The 23,396-nt window shown below is 44.0% G+C and carries 12 protein-coding genes; 7 read left to right on the top strand and 5 right to left on the bottom strand.

Annotated features, from left to right (window positions below):
• Nucleotides 1-163 precede the first annotated feature (163 nt).
• A complete protein-coding gene (locus tag ACFFGT_RS01965) occupies nucleotides 164-850 on the top strand; it encodes a YoaK family protein (protein ID WP_377020814.1) in 687 nt (228 codons plus the stop codon).
• Between the two features lie 32 nt (nucleotides 851-882).
• Here ACFFGT_RS01965 and ACFFGT_RS01960 read toward each other — a convergent pair whose 3' ends face one another.
• From ACFFGT_RS01960 to ACFFGT_RS01945, 4 genes are all read right to left on the bottom strand, one after another.
• Nucleotides 883-1,743, bottom strand: coding sequence for a sigma-70 family RNA polymerase sigma factor (locus tag ACFFGT_RS01960; RefSeq protein ID WP_377020813.1), 861 nt, complete (start codon nucleotides 1,741-1,743; stop codon nucleotides 883-885).
• Nucleotides 1,744-2,072: 329 nt separating this feature from the next.
• On the bottom strand, nucleotides 2,073-3,512 hold the full coding sequence (locus ACFFGT_RS01955; RefSeq protein WP_377020812.1) for a hypothetical protein: 1,440 nt from the start codon (nucleotides 3,510-3,512) through the stop codon (nucleotides 2,073-2,075).
• 24 nt (nucleotides 3,513-3,536) lie between these two features.
• Nucleotides 3,537-4,793: an MFS transporter gene (locus ACFFGT_RS01950; protein ID WP_377020811.1), complete on the bottom strand. Its 1,257-nt coding sequence runs from the start codon at nucleotides 4,791-4,793 to the stop codon at nucleotides 3,537-3,539.
• A 33-nt stretch (nucleotides 4,794-4,826) separates the two neighbouring features.
• Nucleotides 4,827-6,566, bottom strand: coding sequence for a thiamine pyrophosphate-dependent enzyme (locus tag ACFFGT_RS01945; RefSeq protein ID WP_377020810.1), 1,740 nt, complete (start codon nucleotides 6,564-6,566; stop codon nucleotides 4,827-4,829).
• Between the two features lie 631 nt (nucleotides 6,567-7,197).
• On the opposite strand from ACFFGT_RS01945, the gene ACFFGT_RS01940 reads away from it, so the two are divergent.
• A complete protein-coding gene (locus ACFFGT_RS01940) occupies nucleotides 7,198-8,040 on the top strand; it encodes a putative universal stress family protein (protein ID WP_377020809.1) in 843 nt (280 codons plus the stop codon).
• A 94-nt stretch (nucleotides 8,041-8,134) separates the two neighbouring features.
• Complete coding sequence (locus ACFFGT_RS01935) at nucleotides 8,135-10,249, top strand: sigma 54-interacting transcriptional regulator (RefSeq protein ID WP_377020808.1); 2,115 nt, start codon at nucleotides 8,135-8,137, stop codon at nucleotides 10,247-10,249.
• Nucleotides 10,250-10,359: 110 nt separating this feature from the next.
• Here the strand turns inward: ACFFGT_RS01935 and ACFFGT_RS01930 are convergent, their stop codons facing one another.
• On the bottom strand, nucleotides 10,360-15,264 hold the full coding sequence (locus tag ACFFGT_RS01930) for an NHL domain-containing protein (RefSeq protein ID WP_377020807.1): 4,905 nt from the start codon (nucleotides 15,262-15,264) through the stop codon (nucleotides 10,360-10,362).
• Between the two features lie 580 nt (nucleotides 15,265-15,844).
• On the opposite strand from ACFFGT_RS01930, the gene ACFFGT_RS01925 reads away from it, so the two are divergent.
• The 4 genes from ACFFGT_RS01925 to ACFFGT_RS01910 all read left to right on the top strand — a co-directional run bounded on the left by ACFFGT_RS01925 (nucleotide 15,845) and on the right by ACFFGT_RS01910 (nucleotide 23,300).
• Complete coding sequence (locus ACFFGT_RS01925) at nucleotides 15,845-18,943, top strand: SusC/RagA family TonB-linked outer membrane protein (protein ID WP_377020806.1); 3,099 nt, start codon at nucleotides 15,845-15,847, stop codon at nucleotides 18,941-18,943.
• Between the two features lie 12 nt (nucleotides 18,944-18,955).
• A complete protein-coding gene (locus ACFFGT_RS01920) occupies nucleotides 18,956-20,608 on the top strand; it encodes a RagB/SusD family nutrient uptake outer membrane protein (protein ID WP_377020805.1) in 1,653 nt (550 codons plus the stop codon).
• A 73-nt stretch (nucleotides 20,609-20,681) separates the two neighbouring features.
• Nucleotides 20,682-21,692, top strand: coding sequence for a GntR family transcriptional regulator (locus ACFFGT_RS01915; protein WP_377020804.1), 1,011 nt, complete (start codon nucleotides 20,682-20,684; stop codon nucleotides 21,690-21,692).
• Between the two features lie 9 nt (nucleotides 21,693-21,701).
• Nucleotides 21,702-23,300, top strand: a complete 1,599-nt coding sequence (locus ACFFGT_RS01910; RefSeq protein WP_377020803.1) for a solute:sodium symporter family transporter — start codon at nucleotides 21,702-21,704, stop codon at nucleotides 23,298-23,300.
• Nucleotides 23,301-23,396 lie beyond the last annotated feature (96 nt).

The raw sequence follows: 23,396 nt of genomic DNA, 5'->3' as shown, positions 1-23,396 counted from the left end.
ACTGTAGCTACCTGCTTTGTTTTATTTTTTACCGCTTATGTACTATGGGCTTTCTGTATTAGAATTTCAAAGATGAATGATTGATATAAAAAGATTGTTCATCTGTTGATTAGATAACTTTGAGACAATGCAATTTTTAACCATACCCTGTTTTTATAAATGAATGGAAGATTTTAACGAGGCATATAAAATGAGGGTGGGAACCATCATTCTCACCTTTGCCGCAGGATTTTGTGATGCCCTGACCTTTGTTACTGCAAACGCACTGTTTTCCGCTCATATAACGGGTAACTTTATCCTTTTCGCTTATGAAGTTGCTGTTACTCATCACCTTACTGCCTGGGGTAAACTAATCTCATTACCGGTATTTATGTTATCAGTTGTTTTGTCGGGCGTTTTAGTAAAGCGGATTAAAAACAAATATAACCTGCTGGTTATAGAAGGAGTAATCCTGATAATTGCTTCATTGATTAATTTTTTCGGGAGGCCTTTTTTGGGTGATGGTTCCCCGGCCTTATACTTTTCCTATTGTATCAGTATGGTTATTGTTATTGCCATGGCGCTGCAAAACGTATTTGGAAGGAGTTATACAAAGGATACTTTTGGTACCACAACTATGATGACCGGTAATCTGATTAGTGCTTCTTTGTTGATCAGCGGTTATTTCCTGCGCAAAAATTGGGAAAAGGCAGAATTGATATCCCTTAGAAGATTACTGGTTACCATGGCCGGTTTTTTGTTTGGTTGTATTTGCGGCGCGCTGCTGGGAAAAGAAATTGGGCTGACTGCTGCTGTGATACCGGGAATTACGCTCCTTTTGTTCTTTTGCGGAACCACAGAATTATTATAACATAAATATCACTTGGATTTTTACCACCCTTATCAGGCAAGGTAGGATGCTAATCTTGGCGCTACGCGCGAGGATCTGATCTTGGTTAGTGCACCATCTTTCAAACGGCGAACATGTTCTACAGATAATTTAAATTGATCTGCAATTTCCTCCAGTCTGCAGGGCATAAAACAATCCAGGCCAAAATACATCATAAGTATCTCCCTCTCTCGTTTTTCGAGTATAGACATGGCAATACCTACCTCTTGCCTCAATGATTCCCGTATGATATCCGTATCAGGAAAATGATCATTCATGGAAATTAAATCAAGCAAGGTGGCATTGCTGTCATCTCCGAGCGGACGGTCAAGCATCACTTTATCAGTAGTGTTTCTTAAAATATCTGCGAGGTTTTCCGATTGTATGCCCATTATTTCAGCGATCTCCCGCATGGACGGTTTTCGTCCTTCTGCTTGTTCAAACCGGACGCTTTCGCGAACGTAACGATTGAACACCGTAATCTGATTATACGGAAGATGGATCAACCGGGTCTGCTCATCCAATGCGGCTGTAATAGCCTGTCGTATCCACCAAACGGCATAAGATATAAACTTAAATCCCCTCGTAGGATCAAACCTCTTTGCAGCAGTTATTAATCCGATATTGCCTTCGTTGATAAGATCATTCAGATTGATCTTGGGGTTTTGGTATTGTTTTGCAACGGAAATTACAAAACGGAGGTTTGCATTGATCAGACGGACTATAGCGGCGCTATCACCATCAGCAACCCGCCTGCAGATGTTGATTTCTTCAGTTGCTGTAAGCAGGGGGATTTTACTAACCTCATTAAAATAAACGTCCAGCGAACGGTTATCCTTTATGGTGTAGGTTTGTGTTATTTGTAGTTGCCGCATCTGTGATCAATCTTTAAAATGACTTTTAGCCATTGTCCGTTAGCTGGAACAGGCCTCCATGAATTTACCGGTGCTCTATCCGAACAAATTTACCTTAATGAGTTGCTCCGGCCCTTTCAGAATCAATGAATCATCTTTATGTATCGAATTAAAACCGGCAAATTCAACGGGGTACTTTTTCTTTTCTGCCAAAACTGTAAACCAAATAGGATAAGGCAGGTAATATGAAAAGACTCCCAATCAATAACGCTGTAGCAAGCACATGAAATAAGATTTAACCGGAAAATAGACGACAAACCAGGAACAGCGCTGGGCCGTTCCGGTTTGTTTCAAAGCATAACTTGAGTGGCCAGGATGTAGGATCCTTCAGATCCATTTTGCCTGTTGCCGGTTACAACGGGGCGGGTTTGGTATTTGAAGGATAACCGTGCATGATGACCGTCAAGATAAAGGTTCCAGCCTGCACTCCAGTAAGTGAATTTTGAACTGCCATAGCGTTCAAATTGCTGGTAGCTGAACTCGCCGAATGGCTGGAGGCGCATACCTGCGTCCAGGAGGTTTTTAGGAAGTAATAAACCAACCTGGGTGAATAGTGAATGACCGGTTCCGATAAGAGGCGCAAGGTTTCCAAAACCGGCCTGCGATACGGGGCCTGTATAACCAGGGGCCTGTGTGGCGTTGGCATTCATTATAGAAGCATTACGCAAATAATTTGGCCCGAAATCATAATGATAATAAACCATATAACCGGTAAAAGCCCAGTTTTGCGCACCTCCGAATGGGAGGTCTGCAAAACTATCTATTGCCCAAAGCATGATGTGATGCCTGATTAGCGGGGAATTTGCACTGTTGAAAGCCTGGGTCACTGTTCCGTCACCGGTATAGTAATAGCCGGCGCCAATATTGAACACCTTTTTGGTACCTACATAAGTTCCTGTAGTATACGGCAGAAAGTTGCCCTCTTTTTCCAAAAATTGCCACGCGGCATATCCTGTAGTTGACAATTTACCTGTGGCATTGTTGTCAACCGCATAACTGCTGTCGGGCGCACTTTTGGGAAAGGCAGTTGCTGAAGACAATACGGTAAAAGGTTTATTTACCGACCACCGGTAGGCCACCGGGCCTATATTCCCTTTAAAATAAACACCTAACTGCCGCGCAAATTGATCAGATAAATCTACCAGGGGCCAATTGTACAGAGGGACATCTAATGCCAGGTAATTGGATGAACTGGATGTAGTCATCCGGCTCAGTCCCATCCAATAATGTAAGCCCGTGCCGATATACAATGAAGCAAAACGTTGCCGCTTTGATTTTGGATCTTTATCCGGCAATACAGCGTATTCATTCCACAAATCATGTATATAAAGCTCAGGCTTTTTTCCAAGCGTCCCGCTGAAAGTACTGCCGCCGTTACCGCTGTTTCCTCCCCCCGCCGATCCTCCGGTTGAAAATGATTGGTTATCCATACCAATATCTGCAAGGATAAGGTACCTGGGGCTCAATTGGCTGTACGTTAAAAGGCGAAACTGTCGTAGCGAGAAATCTGACCAGTTATTCTTGGCAACACCATTGATTGCTGTTCCCGGATTGCTGTTGGAGTACCTTGCCCAAAACGTGGCCCAGGTAGAAAAATGAATGTATTTATTACCGGATGAGTCCAGCTTTATTCTCATTCCTTCACCATACTCCGGCGAGCCACCCTGACCAAACACCCTGCTCACTGTTAATAGGCTCGTTATACACAAGAGGATAAATAGTTTGTACATATGCAATTTATAAACAGTTAAAGACTATAGTAAATTAGCTTGTTTAACCCCCTTTCCGGTTTCTTTTATAATCAGGCTGATGCCAAAGGCTATAGCCATTATTATCAAAAAAAAGATTCCAGCTGACTGGAAATGACCGTTGTGATCCGTTGTTGTCTGGAGCGTTTTGCCGTACCATGATGCGAAAAGAGGACCGAGGATAGCAGTTATACTGAAGGTTATGAAATTGATACCGCCTGTGGCGCTTCCTTTTACATTATCAGGGTTGGCCTCCTTAATAATGGTATATGGAATCATGGCAACGCCGGATGCAACACCAAAAAGGAACAGCGAAACAGCGAAGGGCACAATATCGGGCAGGAAGAAGATTTGGGCAAAGCAGATAAACATGACAATGATCCCTCCTGAAAGCACTGGTTTTCTCCGGCCCGTTTTATCTGAAAGCCAACCCATCAGCGGACAGCCGATAACCCATCCCAATGGAACCATGGCGCAAATTATAACTGCACGCTCGTAACTCAGGTGACGGTCCTGCTGAAAAAACGCAATCCCCCAGGTCATCGCGAAAATTGTTGTCGGTGCAAAAAGAAGGCCTGATATGATACCGCTGAAATAAGACTGTACATTGGTAAATACGATCTTATAGGGCAAAAGTAAATTTTGCTTTGCCGGATGATCATGAGGATGGTTTTCGGCCGGGGTAATGAGGTAAAGCATTACACATACTATTCCGCAAATTATCCCAAGGGCCAGCCAAAAAGTACTGACATGTAAACCATTGTGAATAAGTGGGCCGGTAACAAATTGGCCGGCCGCGCCGCCCAGCATCCCAACACACTGCGTAAAACCGATAGCTGTTGCAATTTTGTTAGCCGAAAAGCCATGGGATGCCAGGTAAACGCAACCTGTAAATGCAAACGCAGAGCCCGCGCCTTGTAAAAGCCGGCCTATATCTCCGGTAAGTACAACAGGTACCGCAAACATTATACAGCCAATTGCCAGAACAAGCACGCCGATAGAAATCGAAAATTTACCGCCTATTCTATCAAGTGCAATTCCGGCAATGAGGCTGGTGATAGAATAGGTATAGTAATATTTACCGAGGATCGAACTCACCTGTAAGGCAGATATTCCAAAGAAATCTGAAAGTTGAGATATCATCACGGCCGGCGACGAACGACTTACATATTCCAGGAAATAAAACAAGCATCCGAACCCCCAGGCAATTACAAATGCCTTTTCTTTTGACTTTGTATCATCAATAACATTAAGGTAACTCATTGATCTAAGATTAAATTCTGTTGGATAATATTGTTAGTCGGTTAGTTCTTTCAGGTGCTTATAATTGTTTTTCACCGTGTCCAGAACATCTTCAAACTTTCCTCCGAGCATCATTTTGGTCATAGAAAGTGCCATCCCTTTAACCATGTTCAGGTCGATTTTGGGGGGGAGCGCCAGTGCGGTTGGGTCGGTATGAACATTTACGAGTACAGGGCCGTTAAATGAAAATGCTTCACGCAGCCCGGATTCGAGTTGCTCCGGGTCATCAATATTGATGCCTTTAATGCCCATGGCTTCCGCCACTTTTGTAAAATCAGGATCCATCATATCAACCTGGAAATCCGGAAGCCCCATTACTTCCATTTCCAGTTTTACCATGCCAAGCGCCTTATTGTTGAATACGATGATTTTAATGGGGAGTTCGTATTGTTTAATGGTAGCCAGGTCTCCCAAAAGCATGGAAATTCCGCCATCGCCGCACATCGCAACAACCTGGCGGTTAGGGCATGCAAGTGCTGCCCCCATAGCGTGAGGCATGGCATTGGCCATTGAGCCGTGAATAAATGAGCCAATCATATCCCGTTTTCCGTTTGCTTTGATGTAACGTGCACTCCATACATTACACATACCGGTATCACAGGTAAAAATGGCATCATCTGTAGCCAGCGTGTTAATTATATCAGCAACAGCTTCCGGGGAAACAGCGCCTTTCTTGCCTTTATCGCGAACATAGATCTGCAAATGTTCCTGAACTTTTTCATGGATATGAAGCTGTGCATCAAGGAAACTACGGTCGGTCTTTTCCCGTAGCAATGGCAGGAGTGCAGCAACGCTGGATTTGATATCGCCAAAAAGCCCCATAGTCAATTTTGCCCTTCGGCCTAAATTCTCGGCTTTAATATCTATTTGTACTATTTTTTTGTCATGCGGATAAAACGGGGTATAAGGAAAATCTGTGCCCAGTAGTAAAACTACATCGCTTTCGTGCATACTATGATAAGCGGAAGGTAGTCCAAGCAACCCCGTCATACCAACCTGGTACGGGTTGTCATATTCAATCCCCATTTTACCACGAAACGAAAAGCCTACAGGTGCTTTAAGTTTTTTGGCCAGTGCCACTACCTCATCATGTGCATCGGCGGCACCTATGCCGCAAAAAATACAGATTTTTGGATTACGGTTCAACAGATTGGCAAGTTCCTGCAATTCACTGTCCTCAGGGCAGATTTTTGATTTGGTAAAGAAATTCTTTTCAGAGGAGTCAATATGAACAGCCTCAAGGCTGGCCACATCGCCCGGGAACCCGAGCACGGCAACCCCTTTTTTAGAGATAGCAGTTTGTATTGCAGCCTGGGCCATACGGGGTAATTGAATTGCATTAGCTGCCACCTGTGTGTAATAACTGCAGTCGTCAAACAGCTTGATGACATTAGTTTCCTGGAAATATCCGCTTCCGAATTCCTTGGTTGCGCATGTTGAAGCAATAGCCAAAACAGGTGCACCTGAGCGGTGTGCATCGTAAAGTCCATTTACTAAATGGACATGGCCCGGGCCACTACTCCCGGCGCAGCAGGCAAGGCCGCTCATCTGTGCATCTGCAGATGCAGCAAACGCACCAGCCTCTTCATTACGCACATGGATCCATTGTAATTCCGGGCGTTTGCGCACTGCATCATTTAATTCATTTAAACTATCACCTGTAATAGCATAAATGCGTTTTATACCGGCATTTAACATCATTTCCACGAGTTGATCTGCGACTTTTGTTGACATAATCTTTTGTGTTTTAATTGGAAAATTGGGTGAATAAAAATTTAATAATTATTGCCAAGCTTGTGCCAGTATATAATGTATTGTTAATCAATTATTTATGTTTTGGTTCGTGAGGGTTAGCATTCGATATTTCGATTATTTACGAAAATGACTTTAAATCCCAAACAGGTTTACAGCCCGGTATACAGCGGGAAAATAGCAGGTAGCTTTGGTGATCAGCTATTACAGCGATAAGATTTAGTTAAAGTAAACCCAGGTTGTTGAAATGACAAGAGCTCGCTGAGACTCGTTTGTTTATTGCCGAACAATCCATTAATTACTGAGGTGGAAAAACGAAAGGTTTTGAACTCCTTTAAGCAGAGGATGCAGGTGGAAATTGTTGATTTTCAATGAAATAGTTGGTTTTATCCGGATATTCATCGTTTTTAAAAGTGGATTATTTGATTTTTAGAGTAGTGTTATATAAGGGGAGATTAATTTTGATTTTTAAACTACGCATAATTCAGAAAAGGAGTGATCACTTGATGTTGTAGTTCGAAGTTGGGTTTGTTGGAAGGTAAAGTCAAATTTTATTGGCCGCTATTCAGTAGCCAATAAAACTGATTAAAAACGATTATATAATCTTTACAAAATGAAAAAAATAGCCATCCCAATAGATTATACCGGAATAACACAGGAGGTTATTGCTTATCTGGCAGCTTTTTGCCGTGATTTTCCTGTTAGCGAAATTGTTTTAATTAAATCATTTCATCAGCCATCAATTATTGAAAAAACATTCGCTATCCCCGGAATAGTTGGAACTGCCATTGAACAACCTTTTCTGGATTGGGAAACAGAAGAGACTACACTAAAAACTATAGCTGGGGAAATGATCAGGGCGTTCCCTGTTCATATGCAAATCTCCACCCGCATGCTTGAAGGTACATTGATCGAAGTAGTAGAAACGACACTTGAAACAGAAAGACCGGATCTGTTGATTATTATTAATGATGCAAAATCGGCTGATTCAGATAGGTTGATTGCCGGAAGTATCATACCTATTGCGCAAATGAGCACCGTCCCGGTTTTACTTTTGCCATTTACTGTAGTATACAAGCCTGTAAACCGTGTTTTGATTCCGACAACATTCCAAAACCTCAGGAGACTTGAAAATTTCAAAAAGCTTTGTCAGTCCCATATTTGGTTAAATGCGAAGATTTTTATTTTAAATCTTGATCTGAATGATCATAATGTGCATCATGATCCTGAAAATTCAGCATTGCTGGCCAGTTATCTGGATGGATACCATTTTCAGATTGTTTATAGCAAAGGCAAGGACGTTGCGGCGGAAATCCTGCATTTCGCGGCTGAAATTGAAGCTCAGGTGATTTTTGCCCTGCCAGGACAACATAGCTCCTGGCATACTTTACTTTATGGTAGTACGACCCAGCGATTCGCATTGGAGTCAAACTATCCGGTTTTACTTTTAAAATAATTGTAAGCCGCATTATATAAGTGAGCGTTCTGCAAAAACTCATACCTGCAGGAAGCCACACTGTTTGATGGGCAGGTTATAAAATGATGTTGTTATGAATCAAACCTCTTTACTGGAAAAAACATTGACGATAAACGGTAAATCGTTATTAGAGGCGCTAAGAACAGATATAGCGGTGACAAAGAATGAAACGGACTTATTGAGACTGATCAATTCACAACTGAAAAAGCTGATCAATTTTACACATATTATAATAGGAGTTACCAGTGAGGATGGCAGGATGTACAAGGTGTTCTTGCAGGATAAAGATTTAGATGAGCTGAAATCGACGGTATATAATCAAGGAATCCTGGTTGGAAATTGTGTAAGTGATGGCGTTTACAACCAGGCTGTCAAAGCCGGGAGTCCAATTGTAGTAGATTTGGAAGAACTGATGACGAAGAAGCCACCATCCTGGATTAAAATGAATTATGAAACAGGTGCCCGCGAAATGGTTATAGCAATACAAGGGGAACCTGCGCGTAAATACAACTTTATTTTGTTTTCAGACATTAAAAATAATTTTAACCACGAAGCTTTGGAAATTATAGAACATGTTGCATGTCACTTGGCAACCGCGGTGACTAAAATCAGGATCAATGAGGAAATACAAGAAGTAGAAAAGGAAAAATCTATTTTATTAGCCCTTAGCCATGGTATGGCAACTGTGCGGGATAAAGCAGATTTGGCGCGGATTATCAAACAGAAAATTGCCGGTTATTTTAATGCTGTAAATTTTGCTGTTTCTATCATCAGCGAAGATCGCCAATCGCATTCGATATTGATTTGTGGTAATCAAAGTGGTGATATGATCGATGACCGGCCTGATAAAGAGAATTTTGTTATTGACGATGATATATTTGATCGTGTAGTGCTTTCTCAGGAACCTTTAACTTTTAGCTTGTCCAGGTTGAAAAAGATGGCGAAAATTCCCCGTTATATCTTTTTGTATGATGAAAAAAAAAGCGACAAGTTAATAGGAGTAAGGCTAAAAGCCGGCGAGACAGTCATTGGGTGTGTATGGTTACAGACCAGCGTAAATATATCTATGATACTCCTGAAAGGAGTTTGTGCGCAAATATCAATTGCCGTTTTAAACATTATAGGCAAGGAGAAAATTGCGGCCCAGTTAGAAATAATCAATTCTTATAAAAAACAGATAGAAAAGGAAACCAGCTATGTGCAGGAACAAAAACTTGTGCACAGTGGTAACTATGATATGATCGGGTCAAGCAGGGCGATCAAAAGCGTTTATGAGTTGATCAACCAGGTAGCTTATTCCAATAGCACGGTATTGATTACCGGCGAAACAGGTACGGGCAAGGAATTGGCAGCAATGGCGATTCATACAGCGTCACCCAGGAAAAATAACCCGATGATAAAGGTAAACTGTGCAGCAATACCAGCAAATCTCATCGAAAGTGAATTATTTGGCCATGAAAAAGGAAGCTTTACCGGTGCTGTTGAACGCCGGATAGGGAAGTTTGAAATGGCGAATAATGGAACCCTATTTCTTGATGAAATAGGAGAAATGCCATTTGAACTTCAGGCAAAATTATTACGGACGCTACAGGAACGGGAAATTGAACGGCTTGGTGGTAACAGAACCATTAAAATAGACGTCCGCATTATTGTAGCAACAAACCGGGAATTGAAAAAAGAAGTTGAAAATGGACGATTCCGTCCTGATCTTTATTACCGTTTGAATGTTTTTCCTATAGCCTTACCTTCGCTCCGGGAAAGAAAAGAAGATATTCAGGAGTTGGCTGCATATTTTCTGGAAAGATATAACCGATCATTTGGAAAACGTCTTGCGGGAATGTCTTCAGAGGTTGAGCAGGATTTACTGAGCTATCATTGGCCTGGTAACGTCCGCGAGTTAGAGCATATTATTGAAAGGAGCACATTAATGGCAACGAGTGGTGTGTTGAAAGAGGTGTATTTGCCTAAAAATAATTTCCAGGAAAAATTACCGGATGAAACGTTCAGTTTCAAAACGATCAAAGAAAATGAGCGTGATCATATTCTGCAAACATTACGCCGGTGTGGTGGGAAAATATCAGGTACAAAAGGTGCGGCGAAGCTTTTAGGTGTGCCGGTTTCTACATTGGGGTCAAAGATAAATAAGCTTAACATCACCAAAGAAGAGATCTTTCAAATTAGAATTTAAGAGCAATTGCTTGTAGTTCAAGATCAAAATTCGCCCCCGAATAAATGATTTTTCTTGCAACCACTTCTTCAGCCAATTAAGTTTCTTCAGGCAACACAAAACGTATTCTGTTACCTGAGTAAAACAATATATCCGGATAAAACCGCTGATTTGTTTTTTAGATCGATCAGGTAATAATAAGTACCAGTCGGCAATGCCGACTGGTTATAGGTGCCATTCCATTCGGTGGTATAACCATGGCTTTGAAAAACGTGCTGGCCGTAACGGTTATATATATCAACCGTACAGCCCGGGTAATATTGAAGTGAGGGGATTTTCCATGTATCATTCTTGCCATCCCCATTGGGTGTAAAGGTATTGGGTATGGTCATCGTTACCTGCACCGTAAGTGTTCCATCCACATAAAAAGGAGTGTAGTTGGCAGCTTCGACCCCGGAAACAGTGATAGCATAATCACCGGGATCTGAAGACAGATCAGCAGCAGTAGATATCACAGGCTGCGTAGTGAGTACTGCATCATCTTCGCCATAAACAAAGCCGCTGTAAGTCACAGTCAAAACCGGGTTTGCAACATGTGCAGGCCTGGTTTTGTTTTGTGCCGTAATAGTCAATAGCGCAGGCTTTACTAAAAATGCTTGGGTTACCGGGTTGGCAGGCAGGTATGCATTGTTCCCGGCCTGGCTGGCAGTGATAGTGACCGGGCCGGTTCCCTTTATAACAATTTGGCCATTAACAATAATAGCCACAGCACTATTGTTGCTGCTGTAAGTTACCGGGATTGAATTATTGGAGCTGAAAGCACCAGGGCTAAATGCGGGATCTCCGTAAGTTTTATCGCTTATAGGCGAAAACGTAATTGTTTGCGGCTGTAATGGTGCAGCATTAACAGTAAGGTTTTGCGTAACAGGCTGGGCTGGCGAATATATACCATTACCTGGCTGGTTTGCTGTTATATGTGCCGAACCCGCCCCTTTGATGACCACCTTATTGTTTACGATAACAGCTACTGCAGGATTATCGCTGCTGTAAGTTATTGGGATACTGCCATTATCGCTCGTTGCCCCGGGATCAAAATCCGCATCTGTAGTGATTTTGTCGGGGATAGGCCCGAAAGTAATAGCCTGGGGCTTGAGGGCAGCAGGGATCACTTTGATCTGGAATGTAAATGAACTGTTGCCATCTGTATTATAAGCCGTAACCGTATAGTCTGTAAGATCGGATGGTGCCGTGGGCGTACCGGTTATTTTGCCGGTTTGAGGATCAAAGGATAGTCCCGGAGGCAGTGGCTTATCAATATGATAGCCAGTGGTACTGATTTGCCTGATACTGTTAGCCCCAAAATCAACAACAAATAGCTGCCCGCCTTTTCCCATGCTTATTCCCAAAGGAAAGTTAAAAGAAGCGCTCGTTCCAATACCGTCGCTTTCTATTGCCGAAGGGTTTCCGGCCAGCGTAACTACAGCCCCTGTTTTATCGATATAATAAATAAACCCTCCTGCATCTGAAAAATAAACCGTACCATCATGGCCTGTAGCTACGCCTGCGATATATGCAAAACTGCCTCCCTGACCTGCAATGGTGGTTACATAACCTGAGGGGGTAATACTTCTTATCAGCTTGTAATCGGCAACAAGGATATTGCCGGCCGCGTCGGTAGTAATATTTGCCGGTTGATTGAATATTGCACTGGTTCCCTGACCATCATTAAATCCTGATGTACCATTCCCCGCAAAATTACTCACCTGGCCTTCTGGGGTGATTTTACGGATATAACCACTAAATTCTGCTACATAAAAATTTCCGGAAGCATCTGTACAAATACCAACCGGCTGGTTAAACGTTGCCGACGAAATTGAGCCATTATGATTGCCCTGCCCACCAGTGCCGGCAAATGTACTCACTAAGCCCGTAGGGGAGATTTTACGGATCATGTTATTGTAAGTATCGGCCACATATAAAAAACCATCCGCACCCAGGCAAACAGCAGACGGGCCGTGGAAACTGGCTGTGCTCCCAGGGCCATTTGCTGTCCCCGCTGCACCGCTGCCAGCAAACGTAATTACCGTACCGGCGGGGGTAACATACTTAATTACATTGTTGTCCCTGTCGGCAATATAGACCCCGCCGTTATCATCGGCATATAAGCTGGTTGGGTGGTTGAGCCCGGTCTTTAATAAGGTTGTTGTAAGCCCGTAAGCAATTGCAGGAACCGCTCCCCCTGTATTTGTTGGTTCAAGAACAGGGATGACAGTGCCTACGGTATAGGTAAGTGGGGTAGGGTAAGTGATAACCGGCGGTTTAAGCGGGCTGCTGAGGCCATCAACTTCAATCCGTACCGTGGCCGAACTGCTGCCGCTAACGTTGTATCCGGTTATGGTGTAAACTGTAGCAGGCCATTTTTGTGTTGGCGTGCCGCTGATGGTGCCGGTTGCGTTATCAAAGCTTAACCCCGGTGGCAGCGGTTTGTCAATAATGTATTGTTTGGTTTGGATCCTGCGTAAAGTTTTTCCGTCGTTTGATGGTACGTATAAGGTGCCGTTTTCATCAGAAGCAATGCCTAAAGGCTGCGATATTGTGCCTGCTTTACCTACTCCATCTAACTCATTGGTGATGCCTGATTGATCAGGGCCTATGCCTGTTACCGTGCTTACTGTACCATTTGTACTTATTTTACGTATAGCATTGTTGCCTTCATCAGTGATGAACAGGTTGCCGTCGCCGTCAATTGTGATATCCCTCGGGAAAAAGAAAGTGGCACTTTTTACCAGGCCATCCTGCATGCCATAATCACCAGTACCGGCAAGGGTTGTTACCGTACCATCGGGTGTGATTTTGCGGATCACCTGATTTTCTTCATCAGCAACGTATACATTGCCCTGCTTGTCTGTAACCAGGCCGGATGGAGCGTTAAAGCGGGCAGCTGCCCCTTTGCCATCAACTAATCCCGGTTCTCCACCGCCTGCAAGTGTGGTTACCATGCCATCCGGACTTATTTTGCGGATGGCGTTATTGCCTGCATCTGCAACGTATAAATTACCTGCGGCATCAACGGCCACATTATATATTGAGTTGAATTGAGCCACAGATGTAGGGCCGTCTAAGAACCCATTACCATGGCCTCCGGCTATTGTAGTCACTTTACCTTCTGGCGTTATTTTGCGGATCCGGTCAGCACCCCAGTCGGCTACATATATATTCCCGGCGCCATCAATGGCGAGTCCGAAAGGGTGATAAAATACTGCATCGGTGCCGGTACCGTCAATACTGTCGAATCCGCCATATCTGCCGGCCAGCACAGTGCGAACACCTGAAGGCGAAACCTTGTAGATTTGCATGGTTCCTGCATCTCCGATATACACGTTACCGTTTTTATCAATACATACCCCGAAAGGCTGGAACAGGTTGTAATCAGCAACAAGACTGATTGAAGAAATACTTCCGTAATTATTGGCTGCTATTTCGCCGCCGCTATTCTGGGGCAGCAGATTATCGATGGTTTTGGCAACGGTGTATTTTTGAGGGCCCTGATAGCTGATATTTGGTGGTGCTATTGCCGGCTGGGCATTGGCTTTTACGGCAATATTGATCTTGGCCGAACTGCTGCCTGTTAAGTTGTAAGCAGTTATTGTGTAATCAGTTGCAGGCCACTCAAGCGCTGGTTTTCCGCTGATGATACCAGTAGCAGGGTCAAAGCTTAGGCCGGGCGGCAAATCGCGATCAATACCGTAACCGGTAATGGATAGTTTACGAATGCGGTTACCTTTTGTTTCTGATACATATAAGTTGCCCTTGCGATCGGTTGCAATGCCAAATGGGTATTCAAATGCCGCCAGTTTGCCAACGCCATTACTGTAATGGTTATATGAACTGCCTGCAAGCGTGCTTGCCTTCGCCTCCGGGGTAACCTTGCGTACAAGGGTGTTGTACTGGTCTGTTACATAAATGGTACCCGTAATATCACATACAATTGATGTAATACCGCCAAAAGATGCGTTTGTGCCTACGCCGTCATAGTTCCCATAGTTTGTATTACCGGCAAACGTTGTTTCATCAAACGTGGGGCTTACTTTCCTGATGATCCTTGAACCGTCGGCAACGTAAAAATTACCCTGCTGATCCATGGTTATACCGGTTGGCGAGCCAATTGCGGCAAGCTCACCCTTGCCTTCTGTTGAATAAGGATTGCCGTTGCCAAGCACGGTACTCACCATACCCGATGGTGTAATTTTACGGATCCGGTTGTTGCCTATATCACACACAAATATATTGCCAGCGGCGTCGGCCAGCAGGCCGCCAAGATTATCAAATTGCGCTTCGGTACCCAGGCCGTTTTTGTAACCCTGGGTGCCATCGCCTGCTAACACGCTTACCTGTCCCTGGGCATCAATTTTCCTGATCTGGAAGTTTTTGGTATCGGCAACATAAACATTTCCGGCTGCATCCAGTGTTATCCAGGCCGGGCCGTTAAAACGGGCCTGTGCGGCATTGCCATTAGTGTTGCCTGCGGTGCCATCACCCGCCAATGTTATAGTGCTGCCGTCGGGCTTTACCTTCCTGATGATATTGTTGTTAAAATCGGCTACATACACATTGCCCTGCTCATCTGCCGCCAAGCCCTCCGGCGAATTGAATGCAGATGTATTGGCATCACCGTTGAATGACCCGGCCTGCCCGCTGCCGCTAAGTTTAGTTACCATCCCGTAAGTATCAGCCGGAACAGGGCCACCTGCATTGGCCGGTGCAAGCACTGCAATGTCTACGCCGGCCGTATAAACCTGCGGACTTTGGTAAGTAATGTCAGGTTTAGCTGCCTGCCCTGTATTGCCGGAAGTAGCAGGGGTAATACGGGTTGTTATCGTTGATTTATGATGGAAAGACAAGAAGTCCGTTAGTTCAGAAGTGCCTGGCAGCGACAATTTACCGGGTAAGTAGGCCTTAGCAGCAACTGCTACTAAAAAAACAGCGATAAGTACAAGCGGGTATTTTGCAGTATTGCCGAAGCGATGTAGTTTCAATTTGTGATACGGTTACTGATTTATTAACAGTGCCCCAAATTATGAAAATTAAATTTTTTGCCGAAATATAAGAAATGTAAAAAGACAGTTAAGAACAAGCCTGCTAAACACAAGTTTACTGGCTTGTTCTTTCCCGTTTTAGTATCCAGGATCCAGCACGTACCACTAAACTTTTCACCCTGACAAGGATTTATCTCAATCATGTTTTCTTTTTGCCCAACTATGCAGCCCACGGCCTGCCTGCATCTGGTACCACAGGCTAACCACCGAAAATATCGATTACCGCTTCACTAACAATACCCACATCAATCCTGATGGTTCTGCAGCCGATTTCGACCTGATCCTGCAAAACTTCAAAAATGCAGGTACCGAACCCCTGGTAGCACTGGTGAGTGGCCCTGATGCCGCGGGCTAAGTCAATATAGCATTTTTCCGAACCTTAATAAGGTATTCTACCAATACACGGTTAAGGGAGCTTTCAAACAAAAAAATAAAAATGTTTGGAGGTATCATTTTTGTTACTACCTTTATTAAAGAATAGACCAGAACAGAATAACCAATTATTCAAAAAAGAACCATTATGAAAAAAAAAGTACCACCTAAAAAACTGGGCATGTATTTGCTATGCTGTATCATGCTGCTTTGTTACCAGCAGGTTTTTGCCCAACAAAAAAGAAGTATCTCCGGCCATGTTACCGACGAGCATGGTCAGGCCTTGCCGGGAGTAAGCATTTTACTGGAGGGAACAGGTCAGGGCATCAGCACCGACGTAAACGGCTTTTACAAGATCAATGTTCCCGAAACCGGAGCAAAGCTTTCCTTTTCATTTATCGGCTACATGAAAAAAATTGTAACCGTTACAAAAGACTGGAATGGCGATGTAGCCCTGACGCCTGATAAAAGCGCGGGCAGCCTTGGTGAAGTAGTTGTAATTGGTTACGGAACAAGGAAAAAGGCTAACCTTACCGGCGCGGTAAGTACCATCAAGGGTACCGAACTGGAAAAATCGCCGGTTGCCAACGTATCCAATACACTGGCAGGTGCAGTACCCGGTTTAATTGTGAATACCCGCAGCGGTGAACCCGGGGCGGATGATGCCAGTATCCTGGTTCGCGGTAAAGGAACATTAGGCAACACCAGTCCGCTGGTGGTGATTGACGGTATCCCCGACCGCGGCTTTAACCGCCTGGACCCGGCCGATATTGAATCGTTCACTGTATTGAAAGATGCTTCGGGCGCTATTTATGGTGCAAGGGCGGCAAACGGTGTAATTTTGATCACTACCAAAAGAGGTACGGCAGGCAAAACCTCTTTATCGTTTACCTCCAATTTTTCTATCACCCAGCCTACCAGGGTGCCTAAAATGTTAAGCTCATGGCAATACGCACAATCAGCCAATGAATATGACGATTTGGTTGGCCAGCAGCATGAATACACTGCTGATGACATTCAGAAGTACAAGGACGGATCGGACCCGCTTGGGCACCCGAACACCAATTGGTGGGATGCCGTTATGCGCAAATGGGCTACACAAACCAATAATATCCTGACCTTAAGAGGCGGCTCAGATAAAGTGAAATACTATATCTCAGGTCAGCATCTTTATCAAAATAGCCTTTATAACAGTGGCGCTGATTATTATAAAAACGATAATGCCCGCGCCAATATTGACATTGCTGCTACCGATAACTTTAAAATTGGCGTGGATGTCATGTACCGGAGCGAGTATAAAAACGGTGAAGCGCCGGGTTATGATGCCAACGGCATTTTCCAACAGCTGTGGAATGCGTATCCTTATCTTACACCGGTTTACCCAAATGGTAAAGTTGGCGTTGGTATTGGTGGCGGCCCGGCTACCAGTATGGTTTATATCCTGAACGGCGATTTAGGTTATACCCATAATACTTACGATTTCTTACAGACCAAAACATCGTTCAGCTGGGCTTTACCTAAAATTACCCCGGGCCTGCATTTGGATGGTTATTTTGCCTACGATGTAAACACCAGGGCGTACAAAGGCTTTAATGCCCTGCCTCCGCCTGCTTACAGCTATAACAAAACCACCGGCAATTATGACGAGTACACTTCTACCGTGCCGCCAAACCTTTCCATCAACAACTACCAAACTAAAAGCCGGTTAAGCAATATCAAGCTTGGCTACGAGCGTAAATTTGGCAAGCACGGTATTGAAGCTTTTGTTGCCTACGAGCAGCAGCAGCAAACTTATACCGAGCTGGATGCCTACCGTACCGGTTTCCTGAGCAATAACGTGCAGGAATTATTTGCAGGTAGCACAGAAGGGCAAACCAATAACTCAATAACCACCCAGTTTGCACGTCAAAACTTCATCAGCAGGATCTCCTATAACTATGACGACAGGTACCTGATTGATTACAACATGCGTTATGACGGATCGCCAAATTTCCCGGCCGGTAAACGTTTCGGTTTCTTTCCTTCGGTATCTGCCGCATGGCGTATCTCGCAGGAACCTTTCTTTCATTCATCGGTTATTGATGATCTGAAACTGAGGGGATCATGGGGTAAAACAGGTAATGATGCCGTAAATGCGTTTCAATATATCCAAACCTATGGCTTGCAGGCCGGGCAGATTTCGCAATACCTGGGCGCGGGTTACTATTACGGGCCAAATGCAACACAGGTACCAGGCTTTTCATTGGGCCCAACACCCAATGCCAACATCACCTGGGAAGTTGCCACTACCACCAACATCGGCTTTGATGCACAATTGTTCCATGCCTTTTCGGTAAGTGTTGATGCATTCCGTTCGTCACGCAGAAATATCCTGGTACCGCCAAGTGCATCTGTGCCTGATTATACCGGTCTTACTTTACCCGATGTAAACCTGGGTAAGGTTGATAATAAGGGTATTGAGCTTGACCTTGGGTATAACAAAAAGGTCGGCAATGATTTTTCTTATAATATCAGCGGAAACCTGACTTATGCTGTTAATAAAGTGGTTTACGGCGCCGAACCGGCCAATGTTCCCGCCTATCAACGTGTTACCGGATACCCGATAGATTCATGGCTATTATACCAGGCCGATGGTATTTTTCAAAACACTGCCGAACTGAATGCTTATCCTCATCCAACCGGGACAGGCGTGGGCGACATCAGGTATAAAGACGTTAACAACGATGGTGTAATTAATGACCTGGATAAAGTAAGGAACACCTTATCAAACACTCCTCAAATTCTTTACGGCTTAACACTGGGTGGCCGGTACAAAAACTTTGATTTTACCGTGTTTTGGCAGGGACAGGCCAGGGCTCAGGCTATTTTGATGCCCAGTGGTTTAAACATGGCGCAGGAGTTTTTTGACGGCCGCTGGCTAAAAGAAGGTGATAGCACTTACCCGCGTACTTTCAACGGGCCAACCAGTCGTACGTTCGGATCAAACGCCTATCCTTCAACTTTCTGGCTGCGTAACGATTCCTTTCTGCGCCTGAAGAATGTGGAGCTTGGTTATAGCTTTTCTAAAGATCTGTTGAGCAAGATCAAAGTAAAGAGCGCCAGGGTATTTGTAAGCGGAAACAACCTGTTTTCGTTTGATAAGTTCGGACCATCATTTGACCCTGAAAGTGCAACGGGTACTGTCAACAACGGCAGGATCTATCCACAGCAAAGGATCATCAACCTGGGCGTAAATGTTACATTTTAAATGAATTGCGTGATGAAAAAGATATATATAACCTTTAGTGTACTACTGCTCCTGATTACGGGTTTTTCCTGTAAAAAGGTAATCGACCTGCAGCCTACCGGTTCTTTCACAACCAATAATGTTTGGAAAGATCCTTCGCTGATCCAGGTATTTGTTAACCAGATCTATAAAGAATCGGTATTCGCTTTTAAAGACGGCGGATTTGGCTGGGGATCGCAAACGGATGAACTATACAGTAATTTTAACTGGTGTAATGAAAATACCTACATTATGGGGCAGGCAACGCCCGATAACCAGGGAAGTTCATTTCCCCTCAATTACAGTTCAACCCTTAATTACTGGACAACGCTGTACAGCACCATTCAAAAAACAAACCTGTTTTTTCAGAATGTGGGTATGGCTGATAGCGTTGGTCATGGTGCACAGCTTAACAATATGAAAGGCGAAGTTCACTTTTTAAGGGCGCTATGCTATTTTGAATTGTTGAAGCGTTTTGGCGGCGTTCCGCTGATTACCAAGGTTTACACAGCTAATGACAATACCTTTACTGAATCGAGGGCTACTTATGACCAGACAAGGGATTTTATCCTGACCGAAATAGCCGCGGCAACTGCAATATTGCCTAAAACCTATGCCAACAGCAGCGATTATGGTAAAGCTACACTGGGTGCTGCCCTTGCCCTTAAATCGCGTTTGTTATTGTATGCTGCCAGTCCAACTTTTAATACTACGAACGATGTGAGCCGCTGGCAGGCTGCTGCTGATGCAGCGAAGGCGGTGATAGATCTGAACATTTACTCGTTGCACGGCAATGCTACAACCTACAACACCATCTTTACCGACTTTTTTAACAGTGAGGTAATTTTTTCAAGGGTGTTTAATGCTACCGTGCAGGAAGATCGTTACAATACCCTTTACCGCGACCTGAGCCCTAACGGCTATAACGGCTACAGCGCATATAATGTACTGGAGCAAATGGTTGAAGACTTTGATATGGCCGATGGTACTCACTTTAGCTGGGCAGCAAACGGGACAAATCCTTACCAAAACAGGGAACCCCGTTTTTATGCGGATATCCTGTTTAACGGCGCTCCTTTCCAGGGCCGGGGAGCCCAGTTTTATGAGGGTGGCCTCGATTCAAAATCAAGCTCATTATCTCCCTGGAATGCTTCGAAAACAGGCTATACGATCAGGAAAATGGTTGATGAAAATTATGATTTTAACGTTCAGCCTTACAGCGCCTGCCAGTGGGTTGCTTTTCGTTTAGGTGAGATCTACTTAAACTATGCCGAGGCAGAAGCAGCACTTGGCAACAGCAGCGAAGCCTTGAATTACCTGAACAAGATCAGGGCAAGGGCAGGTGTACCGGCCGTTAACGCAACCGGCTCAGCATTGACAGATGCTATCCGCCACGAAAGAAGGATAGAGCTGTGCTTTGAGGGGCACCGCTTCTTTGATATCAGAAGGTGGGGTATGGCTGAGATAGGCTCAAAAGATGGGTTGGGGATTACCATTACGCCAACTTCGCCGGCCAATACATCGTTCACTTACAAAGTGACTACCATACAGAAACGTACCTGGGTGCCAAGTTTTTATTATTACCCGATCCCGCGTAAGGAAATTCAGATCAATCCTAATCTAAAACAAAACCCCAATTACAATTAATCCAAAATAATGCATAAAAAAGGCAGCAGCGTAGCTGCCTTTTTTTCTTACTTTGCCTAAAACTACGTACTTAATGGATAAAATATTTGATGAGATAAGAAAGCTGGCGGAGGTTCCTTCTTATTCCAAGCATGACAGGTTTGTTCAGGGGATTATCAATGCTATCGACGAAAAGTTCATCGGCCAGGATGAAGTGCTGCCCTCGGTAAACAGGTTGATCAAGGAGCTGGGCTTTTCGCGCGAAACCATCATGAAGGGTTATAAAGACCTCATCAGCAGGGGGATTGTGGAAAGCAAAAACAGGCTGGGCTACTTTGTGGGCAACGGAAATACCGGGCAAACCTTAAATGTGGCCTTGCTGATGTATAACCTGGATACCTTTGAGGAGCAGTTTTACCGCAACTTCAGGCACGAGCTGGGAGAGAATGTACAGCTCACCACCTATTTTCATCATGGTAATATCGAGATCTTTGAAACCATACTATTGCAGATAAGGGGGAAGTACGGCATGTACGTAGCAGCGCCAATCCCGCATCCTAAAACTAAAGAGTTACTGGATATTATCCCACGAAATAAATTCCTGATGTTTGACAGGTTTGAACCGCTGGAAGGTGAATTTAACCACATCACCCAGGAGTTTGGCCATAGTTCATATGATGTTTTTTCGAAACTTGCTCCGCGGATAAAGCAGTTTGATGAGTTTATTTTTTACCATTCAAAAAACTCGCTCGATCCGAAAGAGATTGTACAGTCGTTCAAAAAATTCCTGGAAGATTTTGATGTCAAAGGCCGGATTTTGGAGGAGTACGTACCCGGATCTATCCAAAAAGGGAAAGTGTATTTCACGCTCGACAACTTTGCCCTCTGGCAAATTATGCGCGACTGTAAAACGCAAATGCTGGAGCCAGGTAAAGACCTTGGGGTATTATCCCACAATGATGAGCCCGCCAAAGAAATTATCGGCATAACTACTTTCTCGGCCGATTTCTCCAGCATGGGGCAACTGGCAGGCAAAGCTGTTTTATCCAAAGAGAAACTGCAGTTAACCGTCCCGATGTTATTGTTTGACAGGAGTACGCTATAAATACCTGATATGAGTGCCATGATGATTGCCGGTTTTTTGTTTTTTGCCGGGATAGTAGTTTTTACATCATGGTACCGGGCGGGAAATGCACGTGTTAATACTTTAAATAAACTGTTTTTTGCCAACCGGAGCCTTGGCTTTGTGCTGGTAGGCAGCGGTTTGCTGTTTACTAATATCAACGCTGCATCCATCATTGGCGAAAATGAGCTTACCTATACCAATAACATGACGGTTATGGCCTGGGGGGTAAGTTCGGTAGTAGCTATGCTGCTGGTATCAGAATTTATAATGCCGCTCTACCTCAAAATGGGCATAGCAACAACCCCCGATTTTTTGACCGCAAGGTATGGGGCAGATGTTGGCAGACTGGTATCCGTAATCTTCCTGGTCAGTTATATATTTAACCTCCTGCCATCGGTACTTTACGCCGGGGCAGTGGCATTTAACGGTTTATTTCATTTTTCTGATGTGTGTGGGATCTCATATCCTACGGTGATCATTGTGCTTGTTTGGATCATGGGCACCATCGGCTGCATCGTCTCCATTATCGGTGGGTTAAAAGCAATCACCAAGCTTGATATATTGCTGGGTGTAGGCTTTTTTTGCGGGGGGATCCTGCTGCCTTTCTTCGGCCTGAAGTATATGGGTAATGGAAACATAGGAGAGGGGCTGCAAGCTTTACTTACCAAACATACCGGTCACCTCAATGGCATCGGTACATCACATGACGCTATACCTTTTGGTACCCTGTTTACGGGGATGCTGCTCGTTAACCTTTACTACTGGGGCACTGAACAATATATTATTCAGCAGGTGCTATCCTCCAAAGATCTCGAAACTTCACAAAAAGGCATTGCACTGGCCAGTCTGGGAAAACTGGTATCACCGCTGTTGTTAAATATCCCGGGGATTATAGCGGTACATGTTTTTGCCAATATGCATAATACTGCCGAGGCTTTTCCGCGGCTGGTTAGCATGGTGTCGCCTCCTTTTGTGGCCGGCTTTATCTCGGCAATTATTTTTGTGGCTTCGCTCACTACCTTTAATGCCGGATTGAACAGTTCAAGTACGCTGTTCATGTTAAACATTTATAAGCCCTGGTTGCAAAAACGTTCTAAACAGGTAACTGAAAAAAAACTGGTGCGGACAGCCAAGCAATTTGAGATTATGATCTGTTTGGCAGCCATGTTTATTGCCCCGTTGATCATTTTTGTTAAAAATGGCTTCTACACCTATGTGCAAATTGTTAACGGCTTTTTTAATGTGCCTATTTTTACCATTATGTTTATGGGGTTTGTAACTAAAAGAGTGCCCGGTATAGCGGCTAAAATTGGGCTGGGCTTTTTTATTACCTGCTATGCGTTTACGCAATTGGTTATTAATACCCATATTCATTTCCTGCATATCCTGGCTATTTTGTTTGTGTTAACCTGCGGCCTGATGCTTGCAATTGGTAAGTTTTACCCCATGCCGGTGCCATATACTTTAAAGCTGAATAACCTGGTCAATATCAGCCCATGGAAAAACCGGTACTACTATGCGGGTATCCTGTTTATCCTAATGATTGCAATGTTTGTCTTGTTCTCGCCGGTAATTCTGGCAAAATAAATTTGGTATAAAAATATTTTTCTATAGTTTTATAGAATAGAACAGAATAGAATTTATATTTGCCCTAACCTTAATACATTATAAACACTAAATAAT

The sequence above is a fragment of the Mucilaginibacter angelicae genome (genome assembly GCF_042434235.1).
In the GTDB taxonomy this organism is placed as follows: Bacteria; Bacteroidota; Bacteroidia; order Sphingobacteriales; family Sphingobacteriaceae; genus Mucilaginibacter; species Mucilaginibacter angelicae.
This window is presented reverse-complemented; position numbering and strand designations above follow the sequence as displayed.

Coding starts and splice junctions, on each gene's coding strand:
- ACFFGT_RS01965 (WP_377020814.1), top strand. CDS start 164: ATGGAAGATTTTAACGAGGCATATAAAATGAGGGTGGGAACCATCATT.
- ACFFGT_RS01910 (WP_377020803.1), top strand. CDS start 21,702: ATGAGTGCCATGATGATTGCCGGTTTTTTGTTTTTTGCCGGGATAGTA.
- ACFFGT_RS01950 (WP_377020811.1), bottom strand. CDS start 4,793: ATGAGTTACCTTAATGTTATTGATGATACAAAGTCAAAAGAAAAGGCA.
- ACFFGT_RS01915 (WP_377020804.1), top strand. CDS start 20,682: ATGGATAAAATATTTGATGAGATAAGAAAGCTGGCGGAGGTTCCTTCT.
- ACFFGT_RS01945 (WP_377020810.1), bottom strand. CDS start 6,566: ATGTCAACAAAAGTCGCAGATCAACTCGTGGAAATGATGTTAAATGCC.
- ACFFGT_RS01920 (WP_377020805.1), top strand. CDS start 18,956: ATGAAAAAGATATATATAACCTTTAGTGTACTACTGCTCCTGATTACG.
- ACFFGT_RS01960 (WP_377020813.1), bottom strand. CDS start 1,743: ATGCGGCAACTACAAATAACACAAACCTACACCATAAAGGATAACCGT.
- ACFFGT_RS01940 (WP_377020809.1), top strand. CDS start 7,198: ATGAAAAAAATAGCCATCCCAATAGATTATACCGGAATAACACAGGAG.
- ACFFGT_RS01955 (WP_377020812.1), bottom strand. CDS start 3,512: ATGTACAAACTATTTATCCTCTTGTGTATAACGAGCCTATTAACAGTG.
- ACFFGT_RS01925 (WP_377020806.1), top strand. CDS start 15,845: ATGAAAAAAAAAGTACCACCTAAAAAACTGGGCATGTATTTGCTATGC.
- ACFFGT_RS01935 (WP_377020808.1), top strand. CDS start 8,135: ATGAATCAAACCTCTTTACTGGAAAAAACATTGACGATAAACGGTAAA.